Origin of the sequence: Candidatus Regiella endosymbiont of Tuberolachnus salignus, assembly GCF_964020115.1 — a bacterium.
Classification (GTDB): domain Bacteria; phylum Pseudomonadota; class Gammaproteobacteria; order Enterobacterales; family Enterobacteriaceae; genus Regiella; species Regiella insecticola.
In genome coordinates, this window is record NZ_OZ026542.1 from 13,842 (window position 1) to 34,916 (window position 21,075).

Sequence of the window (21,075 nt, forward strand, 5' to 3'; positions counted from 1 at the left end):
GAAACCGTAGTTCGTTATGCGGAGTCAAGGCGCCCGGCGCACAGCAACCTTCGTTAACATAAAGTACATGAGAATTGCGCGCACCGGACAACGCAGGAGCCGTATCACTCAGTAGGTTTCCGAAGAGGTCTATTGAATCAGCGGGGAGACGTCAATAAAATTTCCTGTATAGCCAAATCAAATTAAACTGATTTGGCTATACGGTGAGATTCATGAGTAAAGCGGCTGTTTATTCAATAACCCTAACTTTGGATGTTCTGGATGCGTCTGCCATCAACACTATATCAGCCACACGATTGGCAAAGAGGCCTACAGTCACCACGCCAGGGATACTATTTATTTTATTTTCTAAAGCAATAGCATCCATGATCTGCAAATTGTAGACATCTATTATTTGATTACCATTATCGGTGAGCACATTTTGGCGATACTTAGGCATACCCCCCAATTTGCTCAATTCCCGCGCTATAAAAGATCGCGCCATTGGAATGACTTCAACCGGTAATGGAAATTTACCCAACACATCAACCTGTTTAGAGGCATCGACAATACAAATAAACTTTTTGGCAACAGCAGCAATGATTTTTTCACGTGTTAACGCGGCTCCCCCACCTTTAATCATTTGTTTGTGTAGATTAACTTCATCCGCTCCATCGACGTAGATAGCTAATTCATCTATTGCGTTACAGTCAATGGTAGGTATACCGAGCGAGGTCAACTTCTCTGTTGAAGCAACTGAGCTGGAAACAGCGCCTGTAATACCATGTTTTATTGATCCTAAAGCATCAATAAAATGGTTAACCGTGGAGCCAGTACCTACACCAACAATAGAGCCAGGTTCGATATACGCCAATGCTGCCCATCCAACCGCTTTTTTCTGTTCATCCTGAGTCATGGTAAATTAATGGCCTGTTGTATAACAAAACAACAAATGTTAACCGCTCCTTATAGCCAAATCAGTTTAATTTGATTTAAGTGTTGTCGTCGCTTGCCGTACTATTATACCCTTCTCCTTTGAAGCCGCCGCGTTGTTGGCTGCGAGTGTTCGCCTCATCAGGTAGCATGTCTACGCGCATCGGTCGGTCACCCTGGCAGCCGAAGGCAACTTCAAGGGCTGTGGGCATATTTGTACTGTCTTTGCTCCTCCGCCTTGAATCAAATTAAACTGATTCGACTATATCGGAGATAAACCGCCGATCAACGGGAGATAAAATCGGTTATAAAATAAATCGACTTAAATCTTCATCGTCGACCAAATCGCCCAATTTTTCATTTACATATTCTTTATCAATACTAATGGAACACCCCTGCTGTTCACAGGCATTGTAAGAAATATCTCCTATTAAACGCTCCAACACTGTGTGTAAACGACGTGCGCCAATGTTTTCAGTACGTTCGTTTACTTGCCAAGCAGCTTCAGCAATACGCTTGATACCCTCGGCAGTGAAATCAATGGTTACGTCCTCAGTTGCCATCAGTGCTTTATGTTGCTCGGTGAGTGATGCGTTTGGTTCAGTTAAAATACGTTCAAAATCTTCAGTCGTCAGTGCTTCTAATTCCACTCGAATAGGAAAGCGTCCTTGTAATTCAGGGATCAAGTCAGAAGGTTTTGCTACCTGAAATGCGCCTGAGGCAATGAATAAAATATAATCTGTTTTTATCATTCCATGTTTTGTCGAAACGGTACAACCTTCGACTAATGGAAGTAAATCACGCTGTACCCCCTGACGGGAGATATCTGCGCCTGAAGTCTGACCACGCTTACAAATTTTATCGATTTCATCGATAAATACAATACCGTGCTGTTCGACCGCCTCAATAGTCTGTTGTTGTAGTTCTTCTGGATTGACCAATTTACTTGCTTCTTCTTCGATCAATAATCTAAAGGCTTCTTTTATTTTAAGTTTTCGAGTCTTATTTTTTTGACTGGCAATATGCTGAAACATAGATTGCAGCTGGCTAGTCATCTCTTCCATACCAGGAGGCGACATAATTTCAACCCCTAGCGATGCTGCTGCTAAATTTATCTCGATTTCCTTATCATCTAATTTGCCTTCACGCAATTTTTTACGAAATATCTGGCGAGTTGTTGAGGGAGATTTCTTTTTTTCCTCAGATTTATCATTATCTTTTGCCGGCCCTACCAATACATCTAAAATTCGTTTTTCGGCGGATTTTTCAGCCTGAGCACGTACTTTTTCGATAGATTGATGCCGAATCATTTTCATTGCAGTATCGGTTAGATCACGAATGATGGAATCAACCTCTTTACCAACATAACCTACTTCGGTAAATTTCGTCGCTTCCACTTTGATGAAAGGTGCATTAGCCAATTTGGCTAAACGTCGAGCAATTTCTGTTTTACCGACTCCTGTGGGGCCTATCATTAAAATATTCTTGGGGGTCACTTCACAACGTAGTTCTGGAAGAAGTTGCATACGTCGCCAGCGGTTACGTAAAGCGATGGCGACAGCGCGTTTTGCCTTATCTTGACCGATAATATGGCCGTCTAATTCACTAACTATTTCGCGGGGAGTCATTGCAGACATGTTCTTTTATCCTTACGCTTTAAGGGCTAATGTTTTATATTTTAGTTCTTTAATGGTTTGACAGCGGTTAGTATAAATACAAATATCTCCTGCAATATTCAGTGATTTCTCAACAATCTCTCTAGCAGATAACTCCGTGTTTTCTAACAACGCACGAGCTGAAGACTGAGCATAAGAGCCGCCAGAGCCAATAGCGATCAAATCATCTTCTGGCTGAATAACATCACCATTACCGGTAATAATCAGTGATGCATTTTGGTCTGCAACCGCTAGCAAGGCTTCAAGACGACGTAACATACGATCCGTTCGCCAATCTTTTGCTAATTCAACGGCGGCTTTGGTTAAATGTCCTTGGTGTGTTTCTAGCTTTTTTTCAAATAATTCAAACAGAGTAAAAGCATCAGCTGTCCCCCCGGCAAAACCTGCTATTACTTGATTTTTATAAAGAAAACGTACCTTACAAGCATTTTTCTTCATTACGGTATTACCCAGAGTGACTTGACCATCTCCCCCCATAACAACTTCATTATCACGACGTACACTTACAATTGTTGTCACGAGTAATTCCCCATTGCAGACTAAACAGAACCTATACTGGGTTGTTTAGTTAATATTAAAGCCCAGTTTTTAAAAAATATACTTTCTTTAGCCATGGAGCATCGGGATATCCAGACCAATATTTGAAAGAAATCCCACATGTATTAAAGACAGGGACATAAGATTTCTTACATAGCTTACTGCGTGGCGCGAATGCTAGGTTATGCGGTGCCCACAATCATCATGTATTTGTATATACCCTTTGCCTTTCAGGTTACAGCGGCGTTGGCGGCGATCACTCATCCTTTGTCATGTACCGATTTCGATTGATTGCCGCCTTGCCGTAACTCGAAATTCATTGGGTATACGCTCATCGGTCTTACACCCTAGCCGCTTAGCGGCAACTTGAAGGACTGTGGGCATAAATGGGGGGAGTGAGTGATATTTTCAACCCCCCAAGTGGCGGGGAATACAATTGGATGCTTCAGTGGTTTTAAGACGTTGTAACATATCATCTACTGTAGCACGAGTGCTATAGGGTTCCAGTATTACGCGATTCCAGCCATCCCCGGAAGCAATGCTACTTTCAATGCCGCTAAGTGCCAATTTAGCACGAAGCGATTCAGCCGGCTCTAAAGTACGGAAAGATCCACATTGTAGCACCCAGTGGGATATTTTTTCTTTTGCTGTTTTTGATTTTGTTGATGGTATTTCTGGTAGTTGAATTGATCTCTGATCTGTATCAAGTGCGGCTTTTTCCCGTATTCTGCGTTGTTCATTCATGATCTGAGTTGATAAATGGACGCCTCCTTCAGCAGTAGGTTCAATTGGTTTACTAACGCCAAATTGACGATTTTCTAGCTCTTTAATGTAGCGCCAGCGCTCTTCAGGAGGTGGTGGTAATCCCTTAGCCGTATTAGGATAAGGTAATAACGGTAGTTTGTCTGATTTATTACGAGTAATAAAATAAAGACTCCCGAGCAATATTATCAATAATATAACAGCTAGGATCAGCACTGTTTCGAGTTTATTCCCGTTTTTCTTTTTTTTGGGGTGCCTTTTTTTACTCTGGGATCCTAAGGATGCTCGGCTTACATAATCTTTCTGTGCCACTCTTTTTTGCCGCGTATTCAAATGAAATCAATCCGCTATATTACTTAACTGTAGAATGTTTGCCTAGAATAAAACAACGTTTCTCGAAATCTCTTATGCTCGCTGATACTTTGTCAAAAACGCGCTTAAAATGCTCATTTACGCTCTTTATTAAATATAAAAGGAACTGTGCTTTTTCGCCCATTTTTTCTCAATTGAGCGTAGCTCAAAGAAAATTTCGAATGGGCTCTTAGTGTCTATGATCAATCTTTTTAGCATCCCTCAAGTATGTTAGGATGCTGGGCTAAATCCTCTGAATTTTTTTGACCTCATGAGCTATCAGGTTCTTGCCCGTAAGTGGCGCCCACAAGTTTTTTCAGCAGTGGTGGGTCAGCAGCATGTGCTGACGGCACTCTCCAATGGTCTTTTATTAGGGCGTTTGCACCATGCTTATCTTTTATCGGGTACCCGAGGGGTAGGAAAAACCTCTATCGCTCGCCTACTGGCGAAAGGGCTTAATTGTGATAAGGAAATTACCGCGACTCCCTGTGGAAAATGTATTAGCTGTCAAGAAATTGAGCAAGGACGTTTTATCGATTTGATCGAAATTGATGCTGCTTCACGTACAAAAGTGGAAGATACGCGTGAATTACTCGATAACGTGCAATACGCGCCAGTGCGCGGGCGTTTTAAAGTCTATCTGATCGACGAAGTTCATATGCTATCTCGGCACAGTTTTAATGCTTTGTTGAAAACGTTAGAAGAGCCCCCAGCACACGTAAAATTTATACTAGCGACGACTGATCCACAAAAATTACCGATCACTGTCCTTTCTCGTTGCCTTCAATTTCACTTACAAGCACTCAATATAGAACAAATTCGTACTCAGCTAGAAAAAGTATTAGAGGCTGAGCAAGTAGTTTACGATGCTAGAGCGCTGCACTTATTAGCTAAAGCTGCAGATGGCAGCTTGCGTGATGCCTTGAGTCTAACTGATCAAGCCATTGCTATGGGACAAGGACAGGTAACAACAGAAACGGTCAGCCAAATGCTCGGCACATTAAACGACGAGCAACCCTTAGCTATTATTGAAGCATTGCTTAATGCAGATGCTGTGCAGCTGATGACTCAAGTTGCGCAAGCGGCGTCACGGGGGGTCGATTGGGAGACTCTCCTTGTTGAAAGCTTACGGCTATTACACCAGATTGCTATGATGCAGCTGCTGCCTTCAAGCCATCATCAGTTCGATGATCAGGATCAAGCCATAGAACTACGTTTACGTACTTTGGCAAAAGTATTACCCCCCGCGGATATTCAACTTTATTACCAAACTTTATTGATCGGACGTAAAGAGTTGGTATATGCCCCTGATCTGCGCATGGGAGTCGAAATGACCTTGTTACGTGCATTAGCATTTCATCCACAAAGGTTGATTGATGAAAAACAGAGTATGGTAAGCCAGCCACCACAAAATATTTCAACCTTCTCGTCTGTGAACAACACCAATGATGCTAAGTCAATGACGGAATCAGTGAGTACAAACCCTTTGCCTTCTGTTACTGCACAGTTATTACAAGCCCGCACACAATTATCGTTGCCGCAAGATAACCGGTTAAAAAACCAAGCTGAGTCAAAAGACATCAAGATTAAAAAAAATCTTCAATTGACTGCAGACAGCGTACTGACAAAAAATGTAGAGCTGAAAGCAGAGCCTGATGATAATCAACAGTCTCGGATAAGTAGCACACCTAACCAATTAGATAAAAATAATACGGCTGTTAAAAAGGAAGCTTACCGCTGGAAGGCACAAAATCAGTCCCCGACAGTGGAAGCAGTAGTTACATTAAAAACGTTACGTAACGCATTACAATATGAAAAAAATCCAGAGCTACTGCAAAAATTAGCTCAAGAGGCCATCAATCGTGATCTTTGGGCGGCAGAGATAAATAAGTTATCTTTGCCTAAATTAGTCCAACAGTTAGCGCTAAATACGTTTAAACAAACCATTGAATCGAATAATATTTGTCTTCATTTGCGTTCTTCTCAGCATCATTTAAATTCGTTATCTGCCCGAAAAACCCTTGCCGAGGCGTTGAGCCATCTATACGGTGAAAAAATAAAACTCAGCCTGATTGAAGACGATGATCCAGCACAACGCACTCCGCTCGAGTGGCGGCAAACAATTTATGAGGAAAAACTTGCACTGGCGCGTCAGTCAATTAAAGGAGATAATAATATTCAAATGTTGTGTCATTTTTTTGATGCCATCCTGGATGAAGAAAGTATTCAACCGATTTAGCAATAGACGTCTTGCAACCCTAGCCGATTTTGCAAAGAGTCTAATGAACTGAAGAAAATTAACGAAGCGATGAGAGATAATTATGTTGGGTGTAGGTGATATTATAAAAAATGCCAAGGAAAATATAGAAAAAATACAGGCAGAAATTCAGCAAGCAGAAGCCACTGGTGAGTCAGGCGGTGGCGACGTTAAGGTAACAATTAATGGCGCGTATAAATGTTTAGACATTAGTATTGATCCAAGCCTAATAACAAATCTAATAACAGGTGAGGTAAATAAACAAGTATTAGAAGATCTGATTCGTGCCGCCTATGACAATGCAGTAGAAAAGATTGCAGCCATTCAAAAAGAAAAATTAGGTGCAATATCAAACGCATTTCCACCAGGTTTCAAGATGCCATTTTAAATGTAGTGATGGTGATCCTTCTTGGGTACTTAGCAGTGGAGATGCCAAAATTGAATTATTTCCACTTAATGTCAATAGAAGCATCTATCATGGATAAACAATAAGTTACTCAATTTGTCCCTGTAGTTAAACGGATATAACAAGCCCCTCCTAAGGGCTAGTTACTGGTTCGATTCCAGTCGGGGACACCATTTATGGCGGTGCAAATGCCAAAAAAATTTTCTACCCTTAATGAATAATTCTAAATTTTTCTAACCCTGAGGTGTGAATCTGTATCACATTCGGCTCAACAGGATTTGAGAAAACATCGACAACACATCATCTGTCTGACTGTTTCTCATCAATTCAATATCAAAATTTTTGAATAGAAGTTAATAATATAATCTTGGCTTGAATATTGCGCCCTTGATTTTTGATGAGTAAAGTCTTATCTATGCTATGTGCTCATATGAAAAGAGGGCACTGTTTTTTTTCCAACAAACTCGTCAATGAGGGAAACAAGGCATGAAAAGACAGAAGAGAGATCCACTACAAAGAGCATTGTCACGTGGTTATCAAGCAGGGATAACTGGTCGTTCAAAAGAAAAGTGTCCCTATCAGTCGTTAAATGCACGTAGTCATTGGTTAGGAGGTTGGCGACAGGCCATAGCAGATAAGAGTGTTATCGCCTAAGTAGCGTACGCTAAAAATGATAAAACCTCCGCAGAGCGGGGGTTTTTTAATGCTGTTGTTTAATGGTATTGATTTATTAACAGTTATTAGTCTTATTGAACAGTCCTACTTTTAACTCAGTGGCAGTGTAGATTTTTTGGCCATCTACCGAGACTTCTCCATCAGCAATACCCAAAATGCACCAACTCTTCTTAATACGTTTGAAATTAATTTTATACGTTACTTTTTTTGATGTAGGTAACACTTCACCGCTAAATTTCACTTCACCTACTCCAAGTGCGCGCCCTTTACCTTCATATCCCAGCCAGCCAAGATAGAAACCGACCAGTTGCCACATAGCATCTAAGCCAAGGCACCCTGGCATGACAGGATCACCAATGAAATGACATTTAAAGAACCAAAGGTCAGGGTTAATGTCGAGCTCCGCTTCAATACAACCTTTATGATATTCACCCCCGTCTGTGTTGATGCTAGTAATGCGATCCATCATTAACATATTGTCGGCTGGCAAACAGGGTCCGTTTGTTGCTGTAAAAAGCTCGCCACGTCCTGATGCTTTAAGATCGTCTTCTGTATAAGATTTTTCTTTATAAGGTTGAGATTTATCTTTATCTGCCATATTTTTAGTGAGCCTTCTTTAAGGACTGTGGGTATATACCGTTCGTCTTTGAAGCCGCCGCGTTGTTGGCTGCGGGTGCTCGCCTCATCAGGTAGTCTGTCTACGCTCATCGGTCAGGCGCCCTGGTAGCCGAAGGCAACTTCAAAGGCGAACGGTATATTCTACTAGTGTAACCAGCTTAACCAACGAAGTGGCCAAGGCCGCCGTCGATCATGCATATGTACTTGAGCAATACGCTCTTGGATGATGCCTAATAAATTAGTTTGATTTTCATGACTGTAGGGCAATCCAGTCAATAATGGCAATGCTTCTGCCACGGTATCTACCGCCCATAAATGAAATTGTTCATTTTTCACTGCTTCAACCACGGCTTGATGAAGACAAAGATGACGGATATTGCTGGTGGGTAGGATCACCCCCTGTGCGCCTGTTAAGCCACGCCGTTGACAGACTTCGAAAAAACCTTCGATTTTTTCATTAATTCCTCCAATCGACAGAACATTACCAAACTGATCGACAGAGCCGGTTACGGCTAATTGCTGCTGAATGGGTTGTTGAGAAAGTGCACTGATCAACGCACATAACTCAGCTAACGATGCGCTGTCACCATCAATATCGCCGTAAGATTGTTCAAAAACAATAGAGGCGGAGAAGGGTTGCGGTTGTTCTAAAGCCAATTCTGAAATTAAAAACGCCTGCATAATCATCATGCCTTTGGCGTGAAGATTCCCCCCTAGCTCTGCTTTACGTTCCACATCTACGAATTCACCATCCCCTAGATGCACTACGCAGCTAATGCGCGTTGGCTCCCCCATGGTACTGGGATGCCCTGGGTATTCCAGTACCGATAATCCATTGATTTGGCCAATCACTGAGCCTTCGGTTTGGATTAAAATTTGGCCTAATTCAATTTCATTTTGCAATTGTTCAGCGAGATAACTTTGGCGCCAATGTCGATTATTTAACGCTATATTCAGCGTGTTGGCAGTGATAGTCTCTGTTTCTTGATGTAATGCCGCTTCGGTTAATTGATGACTAAGCCATTGTGGGCAAAGTGGCAGACAATGCTGATCACCGCTGTAGCGAACTGCTTGTTGAAATAATACTGGCCATGCGTCATTAGCTAATGGTGGTAATTGATTTTGTTCCTGCAACCCGTTGATATAACTGCACCACAATGACATATCGTCAATATTATTGAGTGGCAATTGCGTTTCAAATTCACCATAGCTTGCTATTTTGCTCAATTCGGGCTCTATATCATGGAAATCTCCTAGCCCATGACGATCCCCCACTATGACTAGACGTAGATTAAGGGGGATGGGAGGAATAACCATCGGCAAGGCGCACTTTTCATCAGGAGATAACCACTCAAAACGCTGTTGTATTATCATTTTTTTGAGTCGTAACCACATCAATGGTTGAGAGAGTAAGGTGTGAATGGCAAGAATCAACACCCCTCCATTCACCTGATGTATTAAACCCGGCTGTAGGCTAATTTGATCTTTATGCCGTCTAACACAACCAAACAGCTGCTCTGGTTCAACCCATTCTTGATAGAGGCAAGTGGTTTTCGTGGCAAAAAGCTCATAACCTTTTTGTGCCGCCAGCCAAGTGATTTGATCATTTTGTATCTGATAGTCACCACCATAAAGAACAGGTGGTTTTGATTGGCTGTTTTTTATTATTTGAGCAATTAGCGTAAGATAATCACTGCTTTCTTGTGCTTTAATCAGCATAAAACGTGATTTAGATTGTGGGTGACAGAATAATTTTATACTGCTTGTTAACCGCAGTTGCACCTCGGAACAAATCACCGGTGCTAACTGAGTGGCTCTAGCAAATAATGCCTGATAAGGCGTCGTGTCGGGCAGAAGAGACTGCCATTTGAGTCGTTTATTGGTCAAAGTGGTTAGATACAATGTAAAAAGAAAAAGCGATTATACAAGAATAAAGCAAGCTGCATAGTATAGCGATCTCAGTTAGCGAGTATTTAATAGCGTGAGAATATCAAAAATTCTGTTATGCTGATTAAAAGTTACACGGTCACTATAGAGTTTACTATGAAATATCAACAACTAAATAATCTTGAAAGCGGTTGGAAATATGCGTATTTGAGGAAAAAACACCGTGAAGGTGAAATGATCACCTGCCATATTGAAAACAGTGCCGCGCAAGAAGCGATTAGGCAATTGTTTGAATTGGAAAAAGAGTCAGAAAAAGTTATCGCATGGATTAATCAGCATATTAACTTAGATCTACATAATCGCATGAAACAAACTATCCGAGCGCGTCGTAAGCGTTATTTTAACGCTGAACATCAGCATACTCGGAAAAAATCGATCGATTTGGAGTTTTCAGTGTGGCAACGTTTGTCCATATTGGCGCATCATTATCAGCGTACCTTGTCAGAAACCCTCATTCAGTTGATTGAAGATGCTGAATACAAAAAAAAATATGTTGAACAAATATCCTCTTTAAAACAGGAGCTAAAAGGGATGTTAGATAAGTGAAATTAATGCGCTATCGGGCAATAGACCTCTTTTCAAACCTACTGCGCAACGCAGAATTCACACCATGCAGTAGGTTATGCAAGACGTTTGTTTTGTCGCCTCCATTCCGCCAATAGGATACCGGCGGCAACCGATACATTGAGGCTTTCTACTAACCCGGTACCCAGTATAGAGACAGCGATATCTCCTTGTTGCCAAATGTCTTTTGTTATCCCGCTACTTTCTTGTCCGAGTACCAGCACTATTTTGTTCGGTAGCTTGGTGTTGGTGAGATCGCTTCCTTTGTGGCTAGATGTCGTGACTATGCTGTATCCCGCTTTACGAAAATCAACTAATGCAGATAAAAGATCATCTGTATGGATGGCTTTAATGTGCTCGGCTCCGCCCTCAGCAGTACGCATTGCTGCCCCCGATTCTAGCATTGCGGGATCGTGCAGCAACACATGATGAATGCCGAAATGCGCACAAGTTCGCATAATTCCACCCAAATTATGTGGATTTCCTATGTTTTCTAGTGCGAGTACACAATCTTGCGCTGGTGTTTGCTGTAGATAAACGGCTCTATTTATCTCGCGATGAGATTTTTTTACGAGAAAACAAACCCCCTCGTGATGTTCGGTGCCAGACACTGTTGCGAGTTCTTTGCTATCGACGACATGGTAGGCCTTACGATGGTCAGCCATCCATTTTAGCGCCATGCGAAAATCGGATATCGAGGTTTGTGAAAACCAGGCTTTTACGATGACTTCGGGGCGATTTTTAAACAATTGCTGGCAGGCGTTTTTTCCATAGATGCGTTTTTCTTCAGCACGTTGGCGCTGTAACTGAATGGGATCAATTTGGTTAGTGTCAATTTTTACGCTGTCATGATCATGGCGGCGATTTTTGCCTCGTCGGAATTTTTTAGCGTGACTGTCGGTATTATTCTCATCACTACGGACGTACATCACTTTGATCTTACCGTTTTTGCCATTCAAAAAATCGTTCACTTTTGTTTCCACCTAAAATATACGTAAGAAGGGGGTTATACCCAATGAATTTCGAGTTACGGCAAGGCGGCAAGGGTGTGAGACCGATGAGCGTAGACATACTACGTGATTCGGCGAGCACCCGAAGCCAACGCCGCCGTAACTTGAAAGGCGAAGGGTATAGATTAATTGTTTTATACCCTTCACCTACCCTGGCAGCCGAAGGCAGCTTCAAAGACGAAGAGTATATATTGACTTATTCTATTTAATAGATTGCGCTGCTTTTTTTGCCTTTGCTCTAGCAATGGCTGCCGCAATGATGGCTTGGCGTCGGTCTTCTGGCTCTGCTGTGTTATTTTCCATCAATTTATCTAGTGATGGCGCTATTTCATTGATAGCGATTGAGGGCTGGTTTTTTGTTAATGCGGTTGATGAGGGGGAGCGAGAGGTTGATAACAAATTATGATGTTGTTCGCGAGCCAATTTTTCGCGTTGCAAGCGCATTTTTTTAGCTTCGAACCTTTTTTTAGCCTCGGCTCCACGGAGCGTTTCTTGATCCAGTGCGCGTATTTCAGCTTTTTCCTGGCGGTAATATTGCACCAATGGAATGTGGCTAGGACATACATAAGCACAAGCACCGCATTCGATACAATCAAATAAATGGTGATTACGGGCTTTTTCATGTTCGCCCGCGCGGCTGAACCAATAAAGTTGCTGCGGCAATAATCGCGCTGGACAGGCTTCGACGCAGAGCCCACAGCGGATACAGGGTTGTTCTGGCTCAGGTATTGCTATTTCAGTGTTGGCCGCAGCAACAATACAGTTACTGATTTTTACAATAGGGACATCTTGGCTGGGGAGCGTAAAGCCCATCAGGGGTCCCCCCATGATAAGTATGGGTCGAGGCGGCGGCTGGAAGCCGGCTTGGGTGAGTAAATGACTGACTGGTGTCCCTAATCGCACCCAAAAATTTCCTGGATTGGAGAGGGCATCACCGGTTAAGGTCACGACTCGCTCGATTAATGGTTGATTATCAATAATGGCGCGTTTTATTGCGAAGACGGTAGCGACATTTTGCATCATCACGCCAATAGAAGAAGAATGTTTACCCGGTGGAACTTCCCTGCCCGTTAGAATTTTCGTTAATTGTTTTGCTCCCCCTGATGGGTATTTGGTCGGTACGATCCTTAGCTGAATGATTTCATCATCGTTTAACGCTTTTTTAAGTGCCGTAATCGCTTCGGGTTTATTATCTTCGATACCAATGAGTACTTGTTTGGATCCCAATATAGACATAAGTATGCGGATACCCATGATGATTTCGTTGGCATGCTCCTGTATCAAGCGGTCATCAGCAGTAATATAAGGCTCACATTCAACTGCATTGATAATTAAAATTTCATTGCTATCGAGACCCGAAGCCAGCTTACTGGCGGTGGGAAAACCGGCACCCCCGAGTCCAGCAATACCCGCTAGATGGATTTTTTCGAGTAATTGTTGTGCCGTCAATTGTCGATAATTTACCGGCGGGTCGGGTTCACACCCGATATCTTTTCCATCAGGGATGATCTGTATACAGGGCTCAGATAATCCAGAAGGATGGGCGACAATATGAGGTTTAATGGCGCTGATAATGCCTGAGCTGGGGGCATGCACCGGTAGTGCGCGATCATGGCCAGAGGTTAATGGTTGGCCTTTTAGCACGCTGTCACCCATTTTCACTAACAGCTCGGCAGGTGATCCCAAATGTTGTTGTAGGGGGATGATAAAAAATTCAGGTAACGGGCAAGTACGTATTGGTACTTTGCTAGACTGTAATTTCATTTCTGGCAGATGGATCCCGCCATCGAAGTTCCATAGTTTATTTGTCTTACTGTATGAACGAAGTAGCTTAAACATGTTGATCCACATCGATGACTTTGATTGGAATGATCTGTGAAGTTTTTTTTACCGGGACAGTATTCAGATCCCATTTCCAGTTAGCTAGCGTGGTGGCAACAGGTATCATTTCAATACAATCGGTTGGACAGGGCGCAACACACAAATCACAGCCAGTACAGAGATCGGGTAATACTGTGTGTAATGCGCGGGTAGCGCCAACAATAGCATCTACCGGGCAGGCTTGAATACATTTTGTGCAACCTATGCAATTACTTTCATCAATAAATGCCACTTTTCTTTGCGGGTTAACGCGGCTTTCATCACCGTCGAGAGGTTGTGGCTCGATCCCTAATAGTTCGGCCAGTTTAAGCATAACCTTTTCGCCCCCGGGGGCGCATTGGTTAATTTTTTCATTGTTATTTGAGACCGCCTCGGCGTAAGGACGGCAGCCAGGGTAACCACATTGACCGCATTGACTTTGTGGTAGGATTTGATCAATTTGCTCGACGATAGGATCTTGTTCTACGCGAAAGCGTCGCGCGGCAAAGCCGAGAACAATGCCACAGACGAGTGCTAGCGTGCTTAATACACTAATAGCAATCCATAATGACAACATCAGAATTTTACCAGGCCAGTAAAGCCCATAAATGCCAGCGACATTAATCCGGCGGTGATTAATGCGATGGGAGAACCACGGAAAGGCGCTGGAACGTCGGCTCCCTCAAGCCGTTCACGAATGGCAGCAAAAAGAACCATAACCAATGAAAATCCGATCGCCGCGCCGAAACCATAAACCACCGACTGTAGAAAATTATGCGCTTGATTGATATTGAGCAGTGCGACACCCAGCACCGCACAATTTGTGGTAATCAAAGGCAAAAATATTCCCAGTAAACGATAGAGTACGGGGCTTGTTTTTCTTACCATTAACTCAGTGAACTGTACCACCACTGCGATAACCAAAATAAAAGATAGCGTGCGTAAATAACTTAGCCCTAAAGGTGACAGAACAACGCTTTCTAGTATCCAAGCACAAACTGAGGCGGATGTTAGCACGAAAGTAGTGGCGAGTCCCATACCGATAGCGGTTGTTAATTTTTTTGACACGCCCATAAATGGACACAAGCCAAGAAATTTGACCAATACGAAATTATTGACCAAAACGGTACTGATGAAGAGTAAAAAATATTCAGTCATGGTATGCAAAACCTGAAAAAATAGCGACTAAAGAATAGACTGTCACCATTATCCAAAATTAGTGTACTGACGACAACTACGGGATAACGACTGAATTATGCTATCTCTACAATAACCCTTTTTTAAAGCCTATTTCCTGAGACGTATCGGCGCGTTATGTATAATATAAATTTTCTTTCTTCATGCCTGAACTTATTTTAAATAATTAAATTTTATTAGAGAGTTGAATATTTTTTAAATTGTGCCTTATAGTGTTGAATTAAAATGTATCCTGCCGTATAAGAAAGTTTATTTTATAGCGACATTTGATCGATTGATAATTAAGGTTTGCAAATAAAATAAAAAATGTAGGCAGATTATTTATAAATAGAAAATAGGTAGTATTAGCTATGATAAATCATGCTTTTTCCGCACTTATCTGTGCAGAGAGGCTATTACGCCTCGCTGGGTTACACCCGATGGGTACTGAAGAATTTACCGGTAAAAACAATATTCAACCGGATGCTGTTGTGCCCGACAAACAACTGAAAATTCACATTGATAAATTTGCTGCTCCATTATCTGCTCGGTTTCGGTTACAAAAACTGCCATTAAAAAAATTAACACCGGAGCATTTGCCATTGGCATTTCGTGACCGAGAAGGAAAATTTGTTTTATTGGCGCGAATTAATGAAGATAAAGCATTATTGCAATATGCGGATACTGAACAGCCTAAAATAATAGATCGGGCTGAATTAAATGATTTATGGGGAGAATTATGTTTATTATGTAAACAATCCCGTTTTGACATTCGTTGGTTTATTCCAGCGTTTCTTCGACATCGCAATCAATTAGTACAAGTATTATTATTATCTCTATTATTACAATTATTGGCGTTAATTGCCCCGCTCTTTTTTCAAGTCGTTATGGATAAAGTATTGGTTCACAATGCTTTGGCAACTTTAGATGTATTGGTTATTACCTTAGTGATTGTCGGTATATTTGAAGTGGTGCTTAAAAGTTTACGTGAATATTTATTTTCTCATACCACGACACGGGTTGATATTCAGCTTGGTGGTAAGCTTTTTCATCATCTTATTCGTTTACCTTTAAGTTATTTTAAACAGCGGCATGTGGGTAATATTGTTGCACGTGTACGGGAACTGGAGAGTATCAGAGAATTTATCACTGGCTCGGCGCTGACATTATGTGTAGACGTTGTTTTCTCTGTAGTGCTCTTCGCTGTGATGTGGATGATTTCACCTTATCTTACCTTAGTGGCGCTAATTGCTATCCCCTTCTTTGTGTTGCTGGCGGCGTTAACCACTAAGCCATTGCAAAAAAGAGTGGAACAACTGTGTTGTTTTGCTGCCCAAAATGGCTCATTTTTGACCGAAACGGTAGCCGGAGTGGAAACGGTGAAGAGTTTAGCATTAGAGCCACGCATGCAGCATCGTTGGGAACAACAAACCCGAGATTTTGCCCAGGCCAATTTTCGGGTGCAAAATTTGCAAAATTTTAGTAGTCAAGCGGCACAGTTATTACAGAAAGTGACAGGCGCCACTGTGGTTGTTTTAGGCGCGTACCAAGTCATGGATATCCATTTGAGTATCGGTCAGCTGATCGCTTTCAATATGTTGTTGGTGCAGGCGATGCTGCCGATGACCAAATTGGTCGATCTGTGGCAACAAAGTATTCGCGCTCAAGTCGGATTATCGTTATTAGCTGATATGTTGACATTGCCGATAGAACAAGCGGCGGGGGAGGAGCAAGCATCAGAGCCATTCAAAGGAAATATTGCCTTAGAACAAGTCGTGTTCCGCTATCGACCTGATTTGGATCCGGTTTTGCGGCAATTCACTTTACATATCCACGCAGGTGAACATATTGGATTGGTAGGCCCTTCAGGTTCAGGTAAAAGTACCGTTGCTCGTTTACTACAGCGACTCTATAACGCTGAACAAGGGAGCATCACTATTGATGGTCGGCCACTCAATTCGTTTTCACCCAGTTTTTTACGGCGCCAAGTTGGTGTGGTGATGCAAGAAAGTCATTTATTCAATCGTACGGTACGTGAAAATATCGCCCATTCATGCCCCACCGCGCCATTAGATGATGTCGTAAAGGCGGCTCGTTTGGCTGGCGCTGATGAGTTTATTTTAGCTCTCCCTCTAGGTTATGACACGGTTTTATCTGAAGGAGGGGCTTCACTTTCGGGGGGACAGCGTCAGCGTATTGCTATTGCCCGTGCGTTGTTGGCTGATCCTCGCATTCTGATTTTTGATGAGGCGACCAGTGCGTTGGATGATGAATCTCAAGAACAGATACAAAAAAATATGGTGGAAATTGTTGCGAACCGAACGGTTATTACTATCGCTCACCGTTTGTCTACTGTACGTCAATGTCATCGTATCGCGGTATTTAAACAGGGTACGATTGTTGAGCTAGGCCCCCATGATGAGCTGTTGAAATTAAAGGGAAGTTATGCTCGTTTATGGCAGCAGCAGGTTAATTTCAGTGAGGAGGAAATTAAATGAAATTTTTTTATAAATCCCGTTTTTATCAACGCATAGTGCAATGGCGTGTTAAACAACAGCAAGTGGCTCGTAGCCGTGATGAATATGATTTTTTGCCTGCTTATTTAGATATCGTTGAACGTCCCGCAGCGCCTTGGGCGCGCCGTACTGCCTGGTGTATCTCCTTATTTTTATTATTAGTTTTGGTTTGGTCGATCATCGGTAAACTGGATATCCATGCTACGGCGTTGGGACGGGTGATTGTTTCAGATCATTCGAAATTAGTGCAGCCGTTAGAACAAGGCGTGGTGGTGGCTATTAATGTGCGTGACGGTGAACACGTGCGAGCCGGACAATCCTTAATTGAATTAAATCCGGTGGGCATTGATGCTGAAGTGCGTAATATTAATCAACAATTGATGCATCGTCGGCTTGAAAAAGCGCGTTTAACCGCATTATTAACCGATGACCCACTGGCTAATTTTACACCGCCAGCGGAGAGTGAGCCTCATTTGATTGAAACACGTCGTGCATTGCTACAGCGGGAACTTGATGAAAGAAATGCGGAATTAAAGCGCCAAGACGTTGAATTAGCGGTTAACCAAACTAATTATCAAGCAGTAGAGCAAAAAATATCCAGTCAAAAGCGGTTATTAGAAAATATTGAAAAGCGTTTAGAAGCCCGCCGTTCATTAGCTAAAACACAATCCATTGCTAAGATGGAGCTGCTCGAACAGGAAAAAGAGTGGTTAAATGCCAAAGCTGAATTAAGCTCGCTCAATGGTCAGCAATCGATATTACTTTCTCAACAACAAAGTTATATTCAGGGTAAACAACGTTTTTTAGCGGAAAAAAGGCGCGATTACCGTGAGCGTTTAAATAAAGCGAGTGAGGTCATCAGTCAGCTCACTCAGGAGCAGATTAAAATTGTTGAACGACAAAATTTACAAAAATTGCGAGCGCCTGTAGACGGTGTAGTACAGCAACTGGCGGTACACACTTTAGGGGGGGTGGTGACACCGGCTCAACAACTGATGGTGATCGTGCCGGAAAATAAAGAGCTAGAACTCGATACCTTGTTATTAAACAAGGACGTCGGTTTTGTGCTGCCAGGCCAGCCGGTTGAAGTAAAAGTGGACAGCTTTCCTTACACTCGTTATGGCACTTTACAGGGTGAAGTAAAACATGTTTCTCGCGATGCAATTGATGATCCCAAACAAGGGCTTGTTTTTCCTGCTCGTATTCGTTTGTTTAATGACACCTTGACCGTAGATGGAAAACCTGTTCGTTTATCAGCCGGTATGTCGGTCAATGTAGAAATAAAAACGGGGCGCCGCCGCGTGATTGATTATCTACTAAGCCCATTACAACAATATCAATCCGAAGCGATGAGGGAGCGTTAATATGACGCAACATCAACAGAAAATTATTCAACCATTAGATGCGTTAGCGCGGGCAGCCGCTTGTTTTGATTTGGCAATTGAATCATCTCAATTGCAACATCAATTAGGATTGTCGATTGATGAAATAGATGATATTGCGATTTGTCGTTGCGCCGGGTGGATTGGGCTGCGTGCCCGCAGGATAAAACAAAAGGTGACTCGATTTAACACATTACCCCTGCCAGTCATGTTCTCTCATCAAGGTGAGACTAAGACAGAGACAGAGACAGAGACTAAGACTGATTCTGATGACACTGATGACGCTGATAACAAAAATAAAAACGAAACAAAGCAATGGTACTTACTATTGCAGCTCAGTGAGCAGCATGCAGTGGTCTATTTTCCTTCAGAGGGGATACAACGACAAATAACCCGTGATGAATTGCATCAATTATGGCAAGGGGAGGCCATATTATTAGCCAAAGCAGAAAAACGTGCCGTTACGCCTGCTTTTGGTTTTGGTTGGTTTATTCCTTTAATCGTTAAGCATGCTCATCAATTACGAAATATTGTTTTGGTCTCGCTATTGTTGCAGGGGATCCTGTTAGTCACGCCGATGTTGTTTGAAACGGTCATTGATAAAGTTTTGGTCAGTAGAGGAATCGATAGCTTAACCGTATTAGGGATAGCCATGGTGGCATTGGCTATCGCTGAGCCTTGTTATACTTTTTTACGCGGTTGGCTATTTTCTAATTTATCGACTCGGGTTGGGGCAGAACTCAATACCCGCCTTTATCGGCATTTACTGAGTCTGCCATTAAATTATTTTACTAGCAGGCAAACAGGACAAACTATTGCCAGAGTAAGCGAAATGGAACAAATCCGTAGCTTTTTAACCGGTTCGGCATTGACTATGTTATTAGACTTAGTCTTCGTTGGAACCTTTATTGCGGTGATGTTTTATTACAGTGTTCCATTAACGGCGATCGTATTAATTTCACTGGTGTGTTATTTGGTTTTTTGGTTTTCTGTCGGGGGGATATTGCGTAAACGTGTTGAACATGAGTATGAGGCGAGTGCCAACGCAACATCTTTTCTTACTGAAGCGATCACCGGCCTGGAAACGATAAAAACGACGGCGACGGAAAGCCAATTTAATCGTCAGTGGCGGCAATATTTAGCGACTTTTGTTCGCTCAGCTTTTAATACCGCACAAGCAGGTAACTTAGCAGGGCAAGGGATCAACCTAATCCATAAGCTTACTTCGGCGATGTTACTGTGGTACGGCGTTCAACTCACCTTGGAAGGTAAACTTTCTCCTGGTGAATTAGTCGCATTCAACATGTTTTCGGGTTATGTGACCCAGCCGATATTGCGCTTAGCGCAGGTTTGGCAAGATTTTCAGCATACTCAAATTGCCTTGAAGCGTATTGGTAGTATTCTTGATAGTCCAAGTGAACCCGGCAGCGCGGGCTTAGTCTCTGGTTGTGAAAGTGCCGGAAGTATTAGTTTTAAACAGGTGCGTTTCCGTTATCGAGCCGATATTCCAGAAGTATTGCAAAATCTTAATTTGGAAGTAAAAAGCGGTGAATTTATCGGTATTACAGGCCCTTCTGGTTGTGGGAAATCAACGCTAACCAAATTATTACAACGACTGTATACGCCACAGCATGGTCAAATCCTCGTCGATGGACAAGATTTAGCCATTACAGATCCAACCTCCTTGAGGCGTAAAATGAGCGTTGTTTTACAAGAAAGTGTGTTGTTTTCTGGTACGGTGCAAGAAAATATTTGCCAATGTCGACCGGATGCCGATTTAGAATTGGTGGAAGAAATTGCACGTCAAGCGGGCGCTCATGATTTTATCAGTGCGTTACCGCAAGGATACCAGACACAGGTTGGCGAAAAAGGGGGCATGCTTTCGGGCGGTCAGCGCCAGCGGGTTGCGTTAGCGCGGGCATTAATGGCGGATCCACAGATTTTAATTTTAGATGAGGCGACCAGTGCATTAGATTATGAATCAGAAGCAGCGATTATGCGTCAACTGCCGGTGATCACTCGTAATCGAACGGTAATCTGTATTGCCCATCGTCTCAATACGTTACAAAATTGTGATCGAATTTTGTTGCTACGAGAAGGGGTGGTGCAAGAGGAGGGAACCCATGATGAATTAGTGGCTAAAAAGGGACATTACGCCCGTTTATGGCATCTGCAAACCAGCTAATTCGCTAGTTTATATGGGGTGATATAGCCAAACCAGTTTAATTTGATTTAAGTGTTGTCGTCGCTTGCCGTACTATTTGTACTATCTGCGCTCATCCGCCTTGAATCAAATTAAACTGATTCGGCTATACAGGTGACATCACCCCATACATTTATATCCTTTGTCTTTGAAGTTGCAGCTTTGTTGGCTGCGAGTGTGAGTCTGAATCACATAGTTTGTCTATGCTCATCAGACTCACACC

19 protein-coding genes and 1 tRNA gene are annotated in these 21,075 nt (G+C 42.5%); 9 read left to right on the forward strand and 11 right to left on the reverse strand.

Annotated elements, in window-relative coordinates; all coding sequences use genetic code 11:
- Nucleotides 1-229 precede the first annotated feature (229 nt).
- The 5 genes from rpiA to AACL30_RS00105 all read right to left on the reverse strand — a co-directional run bounded on the left by rpiA (nucleotide 230) and on the right by AACL30_RS00105 (nucleotide 4,199).
- On the reverse strand, nucleotides 230-895 hold the full coding sequence (rpiA, locus tag AACL30_RS00085) for a ribose-5-phosphate isomerase RpiA (RefSeq protein ID WP_339057379.1): 666 nt from the start codon (nucleotides 893-895) through the stop codon (nucleotides 230-232).
- A gap of 76 nt (nucleotides 896-971) precedes the next feature.
- Nucleotides 972-1,124, reverse strand: a complete 153-nt coding sequence (locus tag AACL30_RS00090) for a hypothetical protein (protein WP_339057380.1) — start codon at nucleotides 1,122-1,124, stop codon at nucleotides 972-974.
- Between the two features lie 93 nt (nucleotides 1,125-1,217).
- On the reverse strand, nucleotides 1,218-2,549 hold the full coding sequence (gene hslU, locus AACL30_RS00095; RefSeq protein ID WP_339057382.1) for an HslU--HslV peptidase ATPase subunit: 1,332 nt from the start codon (nucleotides 2,547-2,549) through the stop codon (nucleotides 1,218-1,220).
- Nucleotides 2,550-2,561: 12 nt separating this feature from the next.
- Nucleotides 2,562-3,107, reverse strand: a complete 546-nt coding sequence (hslV, locus tag AACL30_RS00100; RefSeq protein WP_339057383.1) for an ATP-dependent protease subunit HslV — start codon at nucleotides 3,105-3,107, stop codon at nucleotides 2,562-2,564.
- Nucleotides 3,108-3,533: 426 nt separating this feature from the next.
- Nucleotides 3,534-4,199, reverse strand: coding sequence for an SPOR domain-containing protein (locus tag AACL30_RS00105; protein WP_339057384.1), 666 nt, complete (start codon nucleotides 4,197-4,199; stop codon nucleotides 3,534-3,536).
- 310 nt (nucleotides 4,200-4,509) lie between these two features.
- Here AACL30_RS00105 and dnaX point away from each other — a divergent pair, with 310 nt between their 5' ends.
- The 4 genes from dnaX (at nucleotide 4,510) to rmf (ending at nucleotide 7,555) form a co-directional block, all read left to right on the forward strand.
- Entirely contained in the window at nucleotides 4,510-6,477 is a 1,968-nt protein-coding gene (gene dnaX, locus AACL30_RS00110; protein ID WP_339057385.1) for a DNA polymerase III subunit gamma/tau, read from the forward strand.
- 82 nt (nucleotides 6,478-6,559) lie between these two features.
- Nucleotides 6,560-6,883, forward strand: a complete 324-nt coding sequence (locus AACL30_RS00115; protein ID WP_339057386.1) for a YbaB/EbfC family nucleoid-associated protein — start codon at nucleotides 6,560-6,562, stop codon at nucleotides 6,881-6,883.
- 116 nt (nucleotides 6,884-6,999) lie between these two features.
- Nucleotides 7,000-7,074, forward strand: a tRNA-Arg gene (locus AACL30_RS00120).
- 313 nt (nucleotides 7,075-7,387) lie between these two features.
- The gene (gene rmf / locus AACL30_RS00125) at nucleotides 7,388-7,555 is read left to right on the forward strand and encodes a ribosome modulation factor (protein ID WP_006706925.1); all 168 of its coding nucleotides are present in this window, start codon (nucleotides 7,388-7,390) and stop codon (nucleotides 7,553-7,555) included.
- A gap of 76 nt (nucleotides 7,556-7,631) precedes the next feature.
- Here the strand turns inward: rmf and fabA are convergent, their stop codons facing one another.
- On the reverse strand, nucleotides 7,632-8,174 hold the full coding sequence (gene fabA / locus AACL30_RS00130) for a bifunctional 3-hydroxydecanoyl-ACP dehydratase/trans-2-decenoyl-ACP isomerase (RefSeq protein WP_339057387.1): 543 nt from the start codon (nucleotides 8,172-8,174) through the stop codon (nucleotides 7,632-7,634).
- Between the two features lie 164 nt (nucleotides 8,175-8,338).
- Entirely contained in the window at nucleotides 8,339-10,081 is a 1,743-nt protein-coding gene (locus AACL30_RS00135) for a Lon protease family protein (RefSeq protein ID WP_339057388.1), read from the reverse strand.
- A gap of 156 nt (nucleotides 10,082-10,237) precedes the next feature.
- Between AACL30_RS00135 and matP the strand changes: the two genes are divergently transcribed.
- Nucleotides 10,238-10,687: a macrodomain Ter protein MatP gene (gene matP / locus AACL30_RS00140; protein WP_339057389.1), complete on the forward strand. Its 450-nt coding sequence runs from the start codon at nucleotides 10,238-10,240 to the stop codon at nucleotides 10,685-10,687.
- Nucleotides 10,688-10,761: 74 nt separating this feature from the next.
- Here matP and AACL30_RS00145 read toward each other — a convergent pair whose 3' ends face one another.
- Nucleotides 10,762-11,676 (reverse strand): tRNA/rRNA methyltransferase, encoded by a 915-nt coding sequence (locus tag AACL30_RS00145; protein ID WP_339057390.1) that lies wholly within the window; start codon nucleotides 11,674-11,676, stop codon nucleotides 10,762-10,764.
- A gap of 44 nt (nucleotides 11,677-11,720) precedes the next feature.
- Between AACL30_RS00145 and AACL30_RS00150 the strand changes: the two genes are divergently transcribed.
- Nucleotides 11,721-11,924, forward strand: coding sequence for a hypothetical protein (locus AACL30_RS00150; protein WP_339057391.1), 204 nt, complete (start codon nucleotides 11,721-11,723; stop codon nucleotides 11,922-11,924).
- Here the strand turns inward: AACL30_RS00150 and rsxC are convergent.
- Genes rsxC through rsxA form a run of 3 tightly spaced genes read right to left on the reverse strand, consistent with a single transcriptional unit; the run spans nucleotide 11,917 to nucleotide 14,733 of the window.
- Nucleotides 11,917-13,554, reverse strand: coding sequence for an electron transport complex subunit RsxC (gene rsxC, locus AACL30_RS00155; protein ID WP_339057392.1), 1,638 nt, complete (start codon nucleotides 13,552-13,554; stop codon nucleotides 11,917-11,919). The two genes, AACL30_RS00150 and rsxC, sit on opposite strands and share 8 nt — an antisense overlap.
- Nucleotides 13,547-14,152: an electron transport complex subunit RsxB gene (gene rsxB, locus AACL30_RS00160; RefSeq protein ID WP_339057393.1), complete on the reverse strand. Its 606-nt coding sequence runs from the start codon at nucleotides 14,150-14,152 to the stop codon at nucleotides 13,547-13,549. The genes rsxC and rsxB overlap by 8 nt, the downstream gene beginning before the upstream one ends.
- On the reverse strand, nucleotides 14,152-14,733 hold the full coding sequence (rsxA, locus tag AACL30_RS00165) for an electron transport complex subunit RsxA (protein ID WP_339057394.1): 582 nt from the start codon (nucleotides 14,731-14,733) through the stop codon (nucleotides 14,152-14,154). The genes rsxB and rsxA overlap by 1 nt, the downstream gene beginning before the upstream one ends.
- A 389-nt stretch (nucleotides 14,734-15,122) precedes the next feature.
- Here rsxA and AACL30_RS00170 point away from each other — a divergent pair, with 389 nt between their 5' ends.
- From AACL30_RS00170 to AACL30_RS00180, 3 genes are read left to right on the forward strand one after another with little or no spacing between them, the layout of a single operon-like run.
- Entirely contained in the window at nucleotides 15,123-17,249 is a 2,127-nt protein-coding gene (locus AACL30_RS00170) for a type I secretion system permease/ATPase (protein ID WP_339057395.1), read from the forward strand.
- Nucleotides 17,246-18,631 (forward strand): HlyD family type I secretion periplasmic adaptor subunit, encoded by a 1,386-nt coding sequence (locus AACL30_RS00175; RefSeq protein WP_339057396.1) that lies wholly within the window; start codon nucleotides 17,246-17,248, stop codon nucleotides 18,629-18,631. Before AACL30_RS00170 ends, AACL30_RS00175 begins: the two co-directional genes overlap by 4 nt.
- Before the next feature lies 1 nt (nucleotide 18,632).
- Nucleotides 18,633-20,834, forward strand: a complete 2,202-nt coding sequence (locus AACL30_RS00180) for a type I secretion system permease/ATPase (protein WP_339057397.1) — start codon at nucleotides 18,633-18,635, stop codon at nucleotides 20,832-20,834.
- Nucleotides 20,835-21,075: the final 241 nt, after the last annotated feature.

Bases quoted from the DNA above. Each gene is read 5' to 3' on its own strand.
- rpiA (WP_339057379.1), bottom strand. From the start codon at position 895: ATGACTCAGGATGAACAGAAAAAAGCGGTTGGATGGGCAGCATTGGCG.
- AACL30_RS00090 (WP_339057380.1), bottom strand. From the start codon at position 1,124: ATGCCCACAGCCCTTGAAGTTGCCTTCGGCTGCCAGGGTGACCGACCG.
- hslU (WP_339057382.1), bottom strand. From the start codon at position 2,549: ATGTCTGCAATGACTCCCCGCGAAATAGTTAGTGAATTAGACGGCCAT.
- dnaX (WP_339057385.1), top strand. From the start codon at position 4,510: ATGAGCTATCAGGTTCTTGCCCGTAAGTGGCGCCCACAAGTTTTTTCA.
- AACL30_RS00115 (WP_339057386.1), top strand. From the start codon at position 6,560: ATGTTGGGTGTAGGTGATATTATAAAAAATGCCAAGGAAAATATAGAA.
- rmf (WP_006706925.1), top strand. From the start codon at position 7,388: ATGAAAAGACAGAAGAGAGATCCACTACAAAGAGCATTGTCACGTGGT.
- fabA (WP_339057387.1), bottom strand. From the start codon at position 8,174: ATGGCAGATAAAGATAAATCTCAACCTTATAAAGAAAAATCTTATACA.
- matP (WP_339057389.1), top strand. From the start codon at position 10,238: ATGAAATATCAACAACTAAATAATCTTGAAAGCGGTTGGAAATATGCG.
- AACL30_RS00150 (WP_339057391.1), top strand. From the start codon at position 11,721: ATGAATTTCGAGTTACGGCAAGGCGGCAAGGGTGTGAGACCGATGAGC.
- rsxC (WP_339057392.1), bottom strand. From the start codon at position 13,554: ATGTTTAAGCTACTTCGTTCATACAGTAAGACAAATAAACTATGGAAC.
- rsxB (WP_339057393.1), bottom strand. From the start codon at position 14,152: ATGTTGTCATTATGGATTGCTATTAGTGTATTAAGCACGCTAGCACTC.
- rsxA (WP_339057394.1), bottom strand. From the start codon at position 14,733: ATGACTGAATATTTTTTACTCTTCATCAGTACCGTTTTGGTCAATAAT.
- AACL30_RS00170 (WP_339057395.1), top strand. From the start codon at position 15,123: ATGATAAATCATGCTTTTTCCGCACTTATCTGTGCAGAGAGGCTATTA.
- AACL30_RS00175 (WP_339057396.1), top strand. From the start codon at position 17,246: ATGAAATTTTTTTATAAATCCCGTTTTTATCAACGCATAGTGCAATGG.
- AACL30_RS00180 (WP_339057397.1), top strand. From the start codon at position 18,633: ATGACGCAACATCAACAGAAAATTATTCAACCATTAGATGCGTTAGCG.